Origin of the sequence: Klebsiella sp. KP20-425-1 (assembly GCF_025813515.1) — a bacterium.
Classification (GTDB): Bacteria; Pseudomonadota; Gammaproteobacteria; order Enterobacterales; family Enterobacteriaceae; genus Klebsiella; species Klebsiella pneumoniae.
The window spans coordinates 216449-230392 of sequence record NZ_CP109614.1; the positions used below are offsets into that span (position 1 = coordinate 216449).

Annotated in this window: 10 protein-coding genes, 1 tRNA gene and 1 other RNA gene; 10 read left to right on the plus strand and 2 right to left on the minus strand. The window is 57.8% G+C overall.

From position 1 onward, the window contains the following. The first annotated feature begins 151 nt into the window (after nt 1-151). Complete coding sequence (locus tag OHJ17_RS01050; RefSeq protein ID WP_032428435.1) at nt 152-2482, plus strand: molybdopterin guanine dinucleotide-containing S/N-oxide reductase; 2331 nt, start codon at nt 152-154, stop codon at nt 2480-2482. On the opposite strand, the gene OHJ17_RS01055 is transcribed toward OHJ17_RS01050, so the two are convergent. After that, the gene (locus tag OHJ17_RS01055; RefSeq protein ID WP_004173935.1) at nt 2451-2891 is read right to left on the minus strand and encodes an N-acetyltransferase; all 441 of its coding nucleotides are present in this window, start codon (nt 2889-2891) and stop codon (nt 2451-2453) included. The two genes, OHJ17_RS01050 and OHJ17_RS01055, sit on opposite strands and share 32 nt — an antisense overlap. Further along, nucleotides 2869-3450, minus strand: coding sequence for a DNA-3-methyladenine glycosylase I (gene tag, locus OHJ17_RS01060; RefSeq protein ID WP_002921914.1), 582 nt, complete (start codon nt 3448-3450; stop codon nt 2869-2871). Before tag ends, OHJ17_RS01055 begins: the two co-directional genes overlap by 23 nt. Nucleotides 3451-3655: 205 nt before the next feature. On the opposite strand from tag, the gene OHJ17_RS01065 reads away from it, so the two are divergent. The 9 genes from OHJ17_RS01065 to dppC all read left to right on the plus strand — a co-directional run bounded on the left by OHJ17_RS01065 (nt 3656) and on the right by dppC (nt 13939). Further along, a complete protein-coding gene (locus OHJ17_RS01065) occupies nt 3656-4237 on the plus strand; it encodes a lipase (protein WP_014906797.1) in 582 nt (193 codons plus the stop codon). A 241-nt stretch (nt 4238-4478) separates the two neighbouring features. Continuing rightward, nucleotides 4479-5684: an L-lactate MFS transporter gene (locus OHJ17_RS01070; protein WP_002921907.1), complete on the plus strand. Its 1206-nt coding sequence runs from the start codon at nt 4479-4481 to the stop codon at nt 5682-5684. 242 nt (nt 5685-5926) lie between these two features. Beyond that, complete coding sequence (eptB, locus tag OHJ17_RS01075; RefSeq protein WP_004152427.1) at nt 5927-7600, plus strand: kdo(2)-lipid A phosphoethanolamine 7''-transferase; 1674 nt, start codon at nt 5927-5929, stop codon at nt 7598-7600. A gap of 191 nt (nt 7601-7791) precedes the next feature. After that, entirely contained in the window at nt 7792-9186 is a 1395-nt protein-coding gene (locus OHJ17_RS01080) for an ankyrin repeat domain-containing protein (protein WP_250949997.1), read from the plus strand. Between the two features lie 119 nt (nt 9187-9305). Then, nucleotides 9306-9382: transfer RNA gene (locus OHJ17_RS01085), tRNA-Pro, on the plus strand. Nucleotides 9383-9415: 33 nt separating this feature from the next. Continuing rightward, nucleotides 9416-9549: non-coding RNA, RtT sRNA (locus OHJ17_RS01090), on the plus strand. Between the two features lie 716 nt (nt 9550-10265). Continuing rightward, complete coding sequence (gene dppA / locus OHJ17_RS01095; RefSeq protein ID WP_002921789.1) at nt 10266-11873, plus strand: dipeptide ABC transporter periplasmic-binding protein DppA; 1608 nt, start codon at nt 10266-10268, stop codon at nt 11871-11873. A gap of 134 nt (nt 11874-12007) precedes the next feature. Continuing rightward, nucleotides 12008-13027, plus strand: a complete 1020-nt coding sequence (gene dppB, locus OHJ17_RS01100; RefSeq protein ID WP_002921786.1) for a dipeptide ABC transporter permease DppB — start codon at nt 12008-12010, stop codon at nt 13025-13027. Nucleotides 13028-13036: 9 nt separating this feature from the next. Beyond that, nucleotides 13037-13939: a dipeptide ABC transporter permease DppC gene (gene dppC / locus OHJ17_RS01105; RefSeq protein ID WP_004145207.1), complete on the plus strand. Its 903-nt coding sequence runs from the start codon at nt 13037-13039 to the stop codon at nt 13937-13939. Nucleotides 13940-13944: the final 5 nt, after the last annotated feature.

Here is a 13944-nt window from a genome sequence, read left to right on the forward strand (position 1 = left end):
TTTTTATTCTTTGTCACAGCGAACGTGACGGTTGATTATGACGCGCGATTACGGAGAAAATTCCCCGGATACCATCTCTTTTTGTAAATAACATTGAACGGTTGCCCATCACGCCGTCATGACACCTGCATTCGCTGACCAGGAGCCGCCCTTGCCAACCTCATCTGCAACCAAAACCATCTTAACCGCCGCCCACTGGGGACCGATGCTGGTGGAAACGGACGGGGAAAACGTCCTCTCTTCCCGCGGCGCGCTGGCGACACCGTTTGCCAACTCGCTGCAAACGGCAGTGCGCGATCAGGTGCACAGCAAAACCCGCGTGCGCTATCCAATGGTGCGTAAAGGCTTCCTTGCTTCACCGGACAAGCCCCAGGGGGTCCGCGGTCAGGATGAATTCGTGCGGGTGAGCTGGGAGCAGGCGCTGGATCTGATCGATGCCCAGCATCGGCGGATCCGCGACAGCTACGGTCCGGCCTCCATTTTTGCCGGCTCCTACGGCTGGCGCTCTAACGGCGTATTGCATAAGGCGGCGACGCTGCTGCAGCGCTATATGAGCCTGGCGGGCGGCTATACCGGCCATCTTGGCGATTACTCCACCGGCGCGGCGCAGGCGATCATGCCTTACGTCGTTGGCGGCAATGAGGTGTATCAGCAGCAGACCAGTTGGCCGCTGGTGCTCGAGCACAGCGAAGTGGTGGTGCTGTGGAGCGCCAACCCGCTGAACACGCTGAAAATTGCCTGGAATGCCTCCGACGAGCAAGGGATCCCGTGGTTTGATCGGCTGCGCCAGAGCGGTAAGCGGCTGATCTGCATCGATCCGATGCGATCGGAAACCGTCGATTTCTTTGGCGATTCGATGGAGTGGATCGCGCCGCATATGGGCACCGACGTCGCGCTGATGCTGGGGATCGCCCATACGCTGGTGGAAAATGACTGGCAGGATGATGCGTTTCTTACCCGCTGCACCAGCGGCTACGATATGTTTGCCCGCTATCTGACCGGCGAAAGCGACGGCGTAGCGAAAACCGCTGAGTGGGCAGCAGCGATCTGCGGCGTTAAAGCAGATAAAATCCGCGAACTGGCGCAACTTTTCCACGAAAATACCACTATGCTGATGGCCGGCTGGGGCATGCAGCGTCAGCAGTATGGCGAGCAGAAACACTGGATGCTGGTCACTCTGGCCGCCATGCTGGGACAGATCGGCACCCCCGGTGGCGGGTTTGGTCTTTCCTATCATTTTGCCAACGGCGGCAACCCGACCCGCCGCGCGGCGGTGCTGGGCTCGATGCAGGGGAGCGTGGCCGGAGGCGTGGACGCGGTGGAGAAGATCCCGGTCGCACGAATTGTCGAGGCGCTGGAGAATCCGGGGGCGGAGTATCAGCACAACGGCATGGCGCGGCGCTTTCCCGATATTCGCTTTATCTGGTGGGCCGGCGGCGCCAACTTTACTCATCATCAGGACACCAACCGACTGATTCAGGCGTGGCAGAAACCGGAGCTTATCGTCATTTCCGAATGCTTCTGGACCGCCGCCGCGCGCCATGCCGATATCGTCCTGCCGGCGACCACCTCGTTTGAGCGCAACGATCTGACCATGACCGGGGACTACAGTAACCAGCATCTGGTGCCGATGAAGCAGGTGGTTGCCCCGCGAGATGAAGCGCGCGACGATTTCGCGGTCTTTGCCGACCTCAGCGAACGCTGGGAGGCGGGTGGCCGCGAACGCTTCACCGAAGGGAAGAGTGATTTGCAGTGGCTGGAGACTTTCTATCAGATGGCCGCCCGGCGCGGCGCCCAGCAGCAGGTGACGCTGCCGCCATTTGCCGAATTCTGGCAGGCTAACCAGCTGATTGAGATGCCGGAGGAGCCGGAGAATGCCCGTTTTGCGCGTTTCGCCGCCTTCCGCGCCGATCCCCAGGCCAACCCGCTGAAAACGGCGAGCGGTAAAATAGAGATCCACTCGCCGACCATCGCCGCTTTTGGTTACGCCGACTGTCCGCCGCATCCGATGTGGCTGGAGCCCGACGAGTGGCATGGCAACGCAGAGGCGGGGCAGCTGCAGCTGCTGTCGGCCCATCCGGCCCACCGTCTGCACAGTCAACTGAACCACACCGCGCTGCGCGAGCGCTATGCCGTCGCCGGGCGCGAACCGGTGACTATTCATCCGCAGGATGCGCAGGCGCGCGGGATTGTCGATGGCGATCTGGTGCGGGTATGGAACGCCCGCGGTCAGGTGCTGGCCGGCGCCGTGGTGACGGAGGGGATCCGCCCGGGGGTGATTTGCCTGCATGAAGGAGCGTGGCCCGACCTGGATCCGCAGGTCGGCATCTGCAAAAACGGGGCGGTGAACGTCTTAACCAAAGATATTCCGACATCCCGGCTGGGCAACGGCTGTGCCGGGAACACCGCCCTGGCGTGGCTGGAGAAATATACCGGCCCGGCGCTGCCGCTTACGGCATTTGATCCGCCGGCCAACGCATAATCCACGTCGGGTGCTGAGTATCGTCCTGCCATGCGCAGTCTTCAATCCGGAAGCCCTGCGCATGGTAGAAACTCACCGCCGATTCGTTCTTCTGATAAACCTCAAGGCTCAGCCAGGCGTAGTGCTGTTTGACTTCATCCAGCAGCGCCCGGCCAATGCCCTGGCGGGTGGCGCCCGGCGCGACAAACAGCGCGCCGACGAAACGGGAGTCCAGCACGCTGACAAAGCCTTTTAACTCGCCATCCTGCTCCCAGACCCAGGTGCTGGCGGCGGGAAGATAGACGTCCCGTACTACCGCGACGCTGTCGCGCCAGTAGCTTTCGCTGATAAAAGGATGGGCATGAATCGTGCTGTCCAGCCACAGCGCCAGCAGCGGCGCGGTATCTTCAGTGTCCCACTTGCGGATCATCCTGACCTCCAGGGTGACAGAAGCAGCCGGTGACATGGTCGTTGACCAGCCCACAGGCCTGCATAAAGGAATAACAGATTGTCGAGCCGACAAACTTAAAGCCGCGTTTTTTCAATGCCTTCGACAGCGCATCGGAGGCCGGCGTCGTGGTGGGAATTTCCGCCAGCGTCGCAGCGCGGGTCACCTGTGGCGCATTGTCGACGAAGGACCAGACAAAATCAGTGAACGACTCGCCATTTTCTTCCATCGCCAGATAGGCGCGGGCGTTGCCGATAATGGCCTGGATTTTTCCCCGATGGCGAATGATGCCGGTATCCTGCAGGAGTCGCTCGATATCGTCATCACCCATCGCCGCCACGCGCACCGGATCGAACTGGTGAAAAGCCTGGCGGTAGTTCTGCCGTTTTTTTAACACCGTGATCCACGATAAACCGGCCTGCTGGCCCTCAAGGCAGATCATTTCAAACAGCTGGCGACCCTCTTTTTGCGCCACACCCCATTCGGTATCGTGATACTCGATGTATAACGGATCCTGACTCACCCATCCGCAACGCTGCATAGCTGTTTCTCCCTCTGCGCTAAAAAAGTGGACGCCCGCCTTGACGGCTGAAAGATAAAGATAATAGTTAATACAGGGAAATCGTATCCCCACTAAAAACACAGCAATATTGCCGATTCGGCTCTTTTCTGGAGTCGCATTAATGATAATAAAGAAATGCAATGGCCTCCGGGGGTTCTTGATCCCGGCGAGCGTATCCGTCTGGGTGTCATGTGTCTCTGGAGCGAATGCCTGGCAACAGGAATATATCGCTATCGATACAAAAAGTAATACGTCGGAACGCTATACATGGGATAGCGATCACCAACCACGTTATGAAGATATTCTCGCCGAGCGGATGAAGTCCTCTGAGACGCCCGGCGGGCTGGCGTTAAACCAGGGGCTGGCGCCGCCGGACAGCGGCCGTGGCCTGAGCGTTGGCTGGAATTACCCGCTAGCAAACGGCGTAACCTCCGGGCCGGTGGCCAGCCTGCGCAGCGACGTCACCGCGCCGACGGTGAGAAGCGCAGGCGAGGTGGGCTACGTTAACACGCTCGGCTGGCGCATGGATTATCAGGCGCTGTGGGGCGTGCATCCCTGGGCGCAGGTGAGCTATAACCAGTCGCTCGCCAGCGATGTCTGGGCGCCAATGACCCGTGCCAGGGAGGGAGGCTGGAGCGATGTCACCCTGGGCGCTGATATGCGGTTGGGATCCCACGTGGCGGCATGGGCAACGCTGTCGCAGGCGGATAACCTGCCGTCAGGGGAAAATACGCTCTATTTGATGGGGGTCAGCGCCAATTTTTAATCGGGAATTGTTACGCATTTGAAACGATGTGGTTATTGTTAAATCTCAGCAATGGCGCATTTCTGTGAGATAGCGCACACTAACTTTTTGCCTGTAATTTACGGAATGAATGTTATGCAATGCCATTCATTCCAACATTAATGCATTTCATTCCCCGCTGATGGCAGTTCATGCCTTTTTCCCCCACTGGATGAGGGGCCTTCGCTATTGTGGCGGCAGTTAATTTATCAGGACAACTGCTATGAACGCTGCAAACCGTCAATCGACCCGCTGGCTGACACTGATCGGCACCATCATCACCCAATTCGCTCTCGGTTCGGTTTATACCTGGAGTCTGTTTAACAGTTCGCTGTCTGACAAACTGGGCGAGCCGGTCAGTCAGGTGGCTTTTTCCTTTGGTCTGCTGAGCCTCGGGCTGGCGCTCTCTTCGTCGGTCGCCGGCAAGCTGCAGGAGCGCTTTGGCGTGAAGCGCGTCACCATGGCCTCCGGGATCCTGCTCGGCCTGGGCTTCTTCCTGACCGCGCACTCCAGCAGCCTGATGATGCTGTGGCTGAGCGCGGGCGTGCTGGTGGGGCTGGCGGACGGCGCCGGTTACCTGCTGACCCTGTCGAACTGCGTGAAATGGTTCCCGGAGCGTAAAGGGTTGATCTCCGCCTTCTCCATTGGCTCCTATGGTCTCGGCAGCCTGGGGTTCAAATTCATTGATTCCCACCTGCTGGCCACCGTTGGCCTGGAAAAAACCTTCGTTATCTGGGGCGCTATCGTGCTGGTGATGATCGTCTTTGGCGCGACCCTGATGAAAGATGCGCCAAATCACCCGGCAGCCACCGCGGCCAACGGCGTCGTGGAAAACGACTTCACCCTCGCCGAATCGATGCGTAAACCGCAGTACTGGATGCTGGCGGTGATGTTCCTGACGGCCTGCATGAGCGGTCTGTACGTAATTGGCGTAGCGAAAGATATTGCCCAGGGAATGGTCCACCTGGATGTCGCCACGGCGGCCAACGCGGTAACGGTTATCTCGATTGCGAACCTCAGCGGTCGCCTGGTGTTAGGTATCCTGTCTGATAAAATCTCCCGCATTCGCGTGATTACCATCGGTCAGGTCGTGTCGCTGGTGGGGATGGCCGCGCTGCTGTTCGCCCCGCTGAATGCCTTGACCTTCTTCGCCGCCATCGCCTGCGTCGCCTTTAACTTCGGCGGCACCATTACCGTCTTCCCGTCGCTGGTGAGTGAGTTCTTTGGTCTGAACAATCTGGCGAAAAACTATGGCGTGATTTATCTGGGCTTCGGTATCGGCAGCATCTGCGGCTCTCTCATCGCTTCGCTGTTCGGCGGTTTCTACGTGACCTTCTGCGTGATCTTCGCCCTGCTGATCCTCTCGCTGGCGTTATCCACCACCATTCGTCAGCCGAAAAGCACGGTATATAACGAGGCGCACGCCTGAAACCTGCAGCGTGAAACGTGCCCCTGGTTATTTCCCTAAGCAAATAGTGCCAATCCAGCCAAATGTTTTGTAAATGTTTGGCTGGATCACATTCCCTCCTGATACTTTTCTCGTTCCCTGTGGTCTACTTATCGCGGTTTGTAGAGGTTTCTGATAACCAACCCTAACGCACCCTATTAGCCTACTGACTCGTGCCACAGCGTCAGGCGGTGTTTTATTCTTCTTTTTCCAGGTTTGCTTGCATGAAATATATTAGAACGATGACGCAGCAGAAGCTTAGTTTTTGGCTGGCGCTGTACATCGGCTGGTTTATGAACGTCGCCGTTTTTTTCCGGCGTTTCGATGGTTATGCTCAAGAGTTCACTTTCTGGAAAGGGCTTTCCGGTGTTGTTGAACTGGTTGCCACGGTATTTGTCACCTTCTTCCTGTTACGTCTTCTGTCGCTGTTCGGCCGCCGTATCTGGCGCATTCTGGCGACGCTGATTGTCCTGTTTTCCGCCGCGGCGAGTTACTACATGACGTTCCTCAATGTGGTGATTGGCTACGGGATTATCGCTTCGGTGATGACCACCGATATCGACCTGTCGAAAGAGGTCATCGGCTGGCACCTGATCCTCTGGCTGGTGGCGGTGAGCGCGCCGCCGTTGCTGTTCATCTGGAGCAACCGCTGCCGCCATACGCTGCTGCGCCAGCTGCGCACCCCGGGCCAGCGGGTTAAAAACGTGCTGATCGTGGTGCTGGCCGGACTAATTGTCTGGGGACCCATCCGCCTGCTAGAGCTGCGCCAGCATGATGTGGAGCGCCATTCGGAAGTGGATATGCCGAGCTATGGCGGGGTGATCGCCAACTCTTACCTGCCGTCGAACTGGTTGTCGGCGCTGGGTCTGTACGCTTGGGCGCAGGTGGATGAATCCTCAGACAACAAATCGCTGATTAACCCGGCGAAGAAGTTCACCTACGTCGCGCCGGAAGGTCTGGATGATACCTACGTGGTGTTTATCATTGGCGAAACGACCCGCTGGGACCATATGGGCATCCTCGGCTATAGCCGCAATACCACGCCAGAGCTGGAGAAAGAGAAGAATCTCGTCGCCTTCCGCGGTTACTCGTGCGATACCGCTACCAAACTGTCGTTACGCTGCATGTTTGTGCGCGAGGGCGGGGCGGAAGATAATCCACAGCGGACGCTCAAAGAGCAGAATGTCTTTGCCGTGCTGCATCAGCTGGGCTTCAGCGGCAATCTGTACGCCATGCAGAGCGAGATGTGGTTCTACAGCAACACGATGGCCAACAATATCGCCTACCGCGAGCAGATTGGCGCCGAGCCGCGCAACCGCGGTAAGAGCGTTGACGATATGCTGCTGGTGGATGAGATGAAGCGCGGTATGGCGCAGGGCAACGCCTCCGGTAAGCATCTGATCATTCTCCACACCAAAGGCTCCCACTTTAACTACACCCAACGCTACCCGCGCAGCTTCGCCCAGTGGAAACCGGAGTGCGTCGGCGTCGACAACAAGTGCTCGAAAGCGGAACTGATCAATTCCTACGACAATAGCGTGACCTATGTCGATCACTTTATCGTCAGCGTCCTCGACCAGCTGCGGGATAAGAAAGCGATTGTGTTCTATGCCGCCGACCACGGGGAGTCGATTAACGAGCGTGAACACCTGCACGGTACGCCACGCAAGATGGCGCCGCCGGAGCAGTTCCGCGTGCCGATGATGGTGTGGATGTCGGATAAGTACCTGGAAAATCCCGATCACGCCGCCGCGTTTGCCCATCTGCAGCAGCAGGCTGCGATGAAGGTGCCGCGCCGTCACGTCGAGCTGTACGACACCATTATGGGCTGCCTCGGCTATACCTCGCCGGATGGCGGGATCAATGAGAACAACAACTGGTGCCGGTGGAAAAAGTAAGGCCCGATAGTTTTCAGATTCTCGGGTCTGTTTTCCTTTCCTGAGCCCAGGATAAGCTAATCCCTCGCCGGCTGACGCCGCGCGAGGGATTTTTTTCGCACAGTGGACGTGTCTGGCAGGTGACCTCTTCTTCTTTGATTACCCCTGTTTCCTCGCTTCCCCTGTGCATGAACTTTTCATGGAGAGAAAGGATGAAGGTGATAAAGGGGTTGGTCCTACTGTGCCTGATGATGCTCGCGGGCTGCCAGTCTGAGGAAGAGACCAGCCAGTTCCTGCTGGCCTGTAAATACGATGCGCCAGCGACGATCGCAGCCATGCTGGATAACGGCATTGATGTGGATGGTCAGGATAAAACCGGCTTAAGCGGCCTGATGGTCGCTGCTGCGGAAAATCGACGCGATGTGGTGGAATTGCTGCTTAAGCGTCGGGCGAAGCCGAACCTCCAGACGCGCCAGGGCGTCACGGCGCTAATGCTGGCGGCGGCGCGTGGCAGCGATACCGCGATTATCGGCGATCTTCTCCAGGCGGGAGCGTCGGTGAATCAGACCTCCATCGACAAGAGTACGGCATTGATGTCCGCCATCTCCGACGGCGGGGACGTCAGAAACGACTATCAGCATATTCTGGCGATGAAAAAGCCCGATGCGCCTGTCGAAGAGGAGAGTACGCTGGACAAGATAGTTGGCGCAACGGCGGCGAAATCGCTGGCGACGGGCAATCGCGCGCTGATGACCGAAGACATGGCGTTACAACTGGCGCCCGGCGCGTTTAAGAAGAACGTCGACGAGATAGTGGCGCTGCTCCTCAAGCACGGCGCGGACGTGAAGGCCGTCAACGTGTCCGGGGAATCGGCCTTTTTCCTCGCTGTCGATCACGCGCGATCGGCGGAAACCATCACGACGTTGGCCAACGCCGGGGCGGACACCAGCCTGGCGGATAAATCCGGCACCACACCGCTGATGCTGGCGGCGGCGGGGGATGATCCAGATCTGGTGCTGGCGCTGTCGGCCTCCGGGGGGGAAGTGGATAAGCCGAACCGTGAAGGACTCACGGCGCTGCAGGTGGCGGCGGGTCAGGGGGCGCCTGCGGTGATCGCGGCGCTGGCGCAGCGCGGCGCAAAGGTGGACCAGCTTTCCGCCAACGATCTCAGCCCGCTGATGCTGGCGGTCAAAATGAATAATAAAGCCAATGTCGAGGCGCTGCTTGCGGCTGGCGCCAGCGTCAACCTCAGCAATAAGGCCGGCTATACGGCGATTGGCTACAGCCGGGCCGGCGAGGTTCGCCAGCTGCTGCTGGCACAGCATGCCGAGCTGAAGGGGCAGGCCGCGCATATGGCGCAAAGCGAACTGCAGTTTTGTGCTAATGCCTTTGCTGACAAGCTGGCATACAGCGACATCGCCCGGGCGGTGAATAACGATACCCGCCCGGATATTATGCGTCATCAGCAATCCTGCCCGGAGCTGGGGGAGCTGACGATGCTACTGGGAGAGTTTACATTCACCCCGGCGGGCGCAACCTATCTCGGCGAGCCGGTGACATGTAAGGTATCCGAGTATCGCAAAACGTTTGAGGTCAACTGCCGCTAAAAACGTTGAGCAACCGGCGATTCGCTGCTCAGGCTGCTGAGTTTCTCGCCGGTTGAGCGATTTTTTGAAAATAAGGCATTGACGGGTAGGCATCCCAGCAGTAAGATGCGCCCCGCATTCGGTGATTGGCGCAGCCTGGTAGCGCACTTCGTTCGGGACGAAGGGGTCGGAGGTTCGAATCCTCTATCACCGACCAAATTCGAAAAGCCTGCTCAATGAGCAGGCTTTTTTGCATCTGAGGCCAGTGAGGATGAGAACCTCCGGGGGCAGGAGGTTCGACTCGAGCGAAGCGAGAGAACGTTGCGTCAGCAACGGCCCGCAGGGCGAGCCACGAAGTGGTGAGTCATCCTCTATCACCGACCAAATTCGAAAAGCCTGCTCAATGAGCAGGCTTTTTTGCATCTGAGGCCAGTGAGGATGAGAACCTCCGGGGGCAGGAGGTTCGACTCGCGTTTCGTAGGCCCGCGCAAGCGCAGCGCCGCCGGGCATCATCAGTGCACAACTGGCCAAAAATACCACCAAAATCACAATAAACGTCTTTACTCACGTTTTCAGCCGGCTATTCGCTATTTTGTGACATCTTCCATTGCATTTTTTTATCGATGAACAGATCTTTTTTCGCGAAGCTTATGGCTGAATGCAGCATTTTCCGCTGTGCGTTTTAACGTTCACGCTATTAATCGCTCACATATTGGTCACACAGCAAGAAATTTTTCTCATTTGCTGGCATTGTTTCCCACTGGGTGTTGCAAATTAATAAGGTCTTTATTCTGCTGAATTGCCAGTAGCATAAATTTCTCTGCTGAAAATAGCGTCCTGAAGTTTTTTTAATCTTTGCCTGCCGTTTCTCACGCTGGATGTAAAACCCGGCTGGCTGTATTGACGTTTCCCCATTCTGTTGACAGATTGTAGGGCATGAGGGGCATTTCATGGAGAATCCGTACTGCAACTCAGTCGTTTTTGCGAAAGGAATCCCCATCTCTCTCTACGCCTTCGGGCACCACCGACCGGACCGGGTAAAAAATAAATAAAGGTCTGGCGGATATATGCAAACAACATCACAATTTTGGAGCAGAATAATGAGTATTTCCTTGAAGAAATCAGGGATGCTGAAGCTTGGTCTGAGCCTGGTCGCCATGACCGTCGCCGCCAGCGTGCAAGCGAAAACCCTGGTTTATTGTTCTGAAGGCTCGCCGGAAGGATTTAACCCACAGCTCTTCACCTCTGGCACCACCTATGATGCCAGCTCCGTACCGATCTATAACCGCCTGGTCGAATTTAAAACCGGTACGACGGAAGTTATTCCAGGACTTGCTGAGAAATGGGAAGTCAGTGCGGATGGCAAAACCTATACTTTCCACCTCCGTCAGGGTGTGAAGTGGCAGGATAATAAAGACTTTAAACCAACCCGTGACCTGAACGCCGATGACGTGGTGTTCTCCTTCGATCGCCAGAAGAATACTAATAACCCGTACCATAAAGTTTCTGGCGGCAGCTATGAATACTTTGAAGGGATGGGCTTACCGGACCTGATTAGCGAAGTGAAGAAAGTGGACGATAATACCGTCCAGTTCGTCCTGACCCGTCCGGAAGCGCCGTTCCTCGCTGATCTGGCCATGGACTTCGCCTCCATTCTTTCGAAAGAGTATGCTGACAACATGCTGAAAGCCGGCACGCCGGAAAAAGTGGATCTCAATCCTATCGGTACCGGCCCATTCCAGCTGCTGCAATACCAGAAAGATTCCCGCATTCTGTATAAAGCCTTCCCGGGCTACTGGGGTACCAAGCCGAAGATCGATCGTCTGGTCTTCTCCATCACCCCGGACGCTTCCGTGCGCTATGCCAAGCTGCAGAAAAACGAGTGCCAGGTGATGCCGTACCCGAACCCGGCGGACATCGCGCGCATGAAGGAAGATAAGAACATTACCCTGCTGGAACAGCCGGGTCTGAACGTTGGTTATCTCTCCTTTAACACCGAGAAGAAACCGCTGGACGACGTCAAAGTACGTCAGGCGCTGACCTACGCGGTCAACAAAGAAGCGATCATCAAAGCGGTTTACCAGGGCGCAGGCCAGGCGGCGAAGAACCTGATCCCGCCGACCATGTGGGGCTATAACGACGACGTTAAGGACTACACCTACGATCCGGAGAAGGCGAAGCAGCTGCTGAAAGAAGCGGGCCTGGAAAAAGGCTTCACCATCGATCTGTGGGCGATGCCGGTACAGCGTCCGTACAACCCGAACGCCCGCCGCATGGCGGAGATGATTCAGGCTGACTGGGCCAAGATTGGCGTCCAGGCCAAGATCGTCACCTACGAGTGGGGCGAGTATCTGAAGCGGGCGAAAGCGGGCGAGCACCAGAGCGTGATGATGGGCTGGACCGGCGACAACGGGGATCCGGATAACTTCTTCGCGACCCTGTTCAGCTGCGCCGCGGCGAAAGACGGCTCCAACTACTCGCGCTGGTGCTATAAGCCGTTTGAAGATCTCATTCAGCCGGCCCGCGCTACCGACGACCACAACAAGCGTATTGAACTGTACAAACAGGCTCAGGTAGTGATGCATGACCAGGCTCCGGCGCTGATCATTGCTCACTCCACCGTCTATGAGCCGGTGCGTAAAGAAGTCAAAGGCTATGTGGTGGACCCGCTGGGCAAACACCACTTCGATAACGTCTCTGTCGAATAATAAGCACGATGCCTGACCCCCTCTCCCCGCGTGGGAGAGGCGGGGGGCGTATTCCCGCTATTCCGGGGAATGCTTTTGTGAGCAATACAGACGCCCTGTCGCCAGGCGGGGCGTCACTAGAGAGAATCCGGGTTATGTTGCAGTTTATTCTCCGACGTCTGGGACTAGTCATCCCGACATTTATCGGTATCACCCTTCTCACCTTTGCCTTCGTCCATATGATCCCCGGCGATCCGGTGATGATTATGGCGGGCGAACGTGGTATTTCCCCCGAACGTCACGCGCAGCTGCTGGCCGAAATGGGCCTTGATAAGCCGCTGTGGCAGCAATATGCCCACTATATCTGGGGCGTGCTGCACGGCGATTTAGGCATCTCGCTGAAAAGCCGCATTCCCGTGTGGCAGGAGTTTGTCCCACGCTTTAAAGCCACCCTTGAGCTGGGCGTCTGCGCGATGATCTTCGCCGTCGCCGTCGGCATTCCGGTGGGCGTGCTGGCTGCGGTAAAACGCGGCTCCATCTTTGACCACACCGCGGTGGGCCTGGCGCTGACCGGCTACTCAATGCCTATCTTCTGGTGGGGCATGATGCTGATTATGCTGGTTTCGGTACAGCTGAACCTGACGCCGGTCTCCGGGCGCATCAGCGATACGGTGTTCCTTGACGATACCCTGCCGCTGACCGGCTTTATGCTGATCGACACCGCCATCTGGGGCGAGCAGGGCGACTTTATTGACGCCTTAATGCATATGATCCTGCCCGCTATCGTGCTGGGCACCATCCCGCTGGCGGTGATCGTGCGTATGACCCGTTCGTCGATGCTGGAAGTGCTTGGCGAAGACTATATCCGTACCGCGCGCGCCAAAGGCCTGACCCGGATGCGGGTGATCGTGATCCACGCGCTGCGTAACGCGATGCTGCCGGTGGTCACGGTGATTGGTCTGCAGGTGGGCACCCTGCTGGCGGGCGCCATCCTGACGGAAACCATTTTCTCATGGCCTGGTTTAGGTCGCTGGCTGATCGACGCGCTGCAGCGTCGCGATTATCCGGTGGTGCAGGGCGGGGTGCTGCTGGTGGCGACGATGATTATCCTCGTCAACCTGCTGGTCGACCTGCTGTACGGCGTGGTGAACCCGCGTATCCGGCATAAGAAGTAAGGGGCCATCATGTCACAAGTTACTGAAAATAAAGTTATCGCTGCGCCGGTACCCATGACTCCGCTGCAGGAGTTCTGGCACTATTTCAAACGCAACAAAGGGGCGGTCGTCGGGCTGGTATATGTGGTGGTGATGATCGTCATCGCGGTATTCGCCAACTTCCTCGCCCCCTATAACCCGGCGGATCAGTTCCGTGATTCGCTGCTGGCGCCGCCGTTCTGGCAGGACGGCGGCAGCATGGCGCATCTGCTCGGCACCGACGACGTGGGCCGCGATATTCTGTCGCGCCTGATGTACGGCGCCCGCCTGTCGCTGCTGGTGGGCTGCCTGGTGGTGGTTCTGTCGCTGATCCTCGGCGTGGTGCTCGGCCTGGTGGCGGGCTATTTCGGCGGAGTGGTGGACTCAATCATCATGCGCGTCGTCGATATTATGCTGGCGCTGCCGAGTCTGCTGCTGGCGCTGGTGCTGGTGGCAATCTTCGGGCCCTCCATCGTCAACGCCTCGCTGGCGCTAACCTTCGTGGCGCTCCCGCACTATGTGCGTCTCACGCGCGCCGCGGTGCTGGTGGAGGTCAACCGTGACTACGTGACCGCCTCCCGCGTAGCGGGCGCCGGCGCGATGCGCCAGATGTTCGTTAATATTCTCCCTAACTGTCTCGCGCCGCTGATCGTTCAGGCGTCGCTGGGCTTTTCCAACGCCATTCTCGACATGGCAGCGCTGGGGTTCCTCGGCATGGGCGCGCAGCCGCCGACGCCGGAGTGGGGCACCATGCTTTCCGACGTGTTGCAGTTCGCGCAGAGCGCCTGGTGGGTAGTCACCTTCCCGGGCGTGGCGATCCTGCTGACGGTGCTGGCATTTAACCTGATGGGTGACGGTCTGCGTGACGCGCTCGATCCCAAACTGAAGCAGTAAGAGGT

Coding starts and splice junctions, on each gene's coding strand:
- OHJ17_RS01055 (WP_004173935.1), bottom strand. CDS start 2,891: ATGATCCGCAAGTGGGACACTGAAGATACCGCGCCGCTGCTGGCGCTG.
- tag (WP_002921914.1), bottom strand. CDS start 3,450: ATGCAGCGTTGCGGATGGGTGAGTCAGGATCCGTTATACATCGAGTAT.
- OHJ17_RS01070 (WP_002921907.1), top strand. CDS start 4,479: ATGAACGCTGCAAACCGTCAATCGACCCGCTGGCTGACACTGATCGGC.
- eptB (WP_004152427.1), top strand. CDS start 5,927: ATGAAATATATTAGAACGATGACGCAGCAGAAGCTTAGTTTTTGGCTG.
- OHJ17_RS01080 (WP_250949997.1), top strand. CDS start 7,792: ATGAAGGTGATAAAGGGGTTGGTCCTACTGTGCCTGATGATGCTCGCG.
- dppA (WP_002921789.1), top strand. CDS start 10,266: ATGAGTATTTCCTTGAAGAAATCAGGGATGCTGAAGCTTGGTCTGAGC.
- dppB (WP_002921786.1), top strand. CDS start 12,008: ATGTTGCAGTTTATTCTCCGACGTCTGGGACTAGTCATCCCGACATTT.
- dppC (WP_004145207.1), top strand. CDS start 13,037: ATGTCACAAGTTACTGAAAATAAAGTTATCGCTGCGCCGGTACCCATG.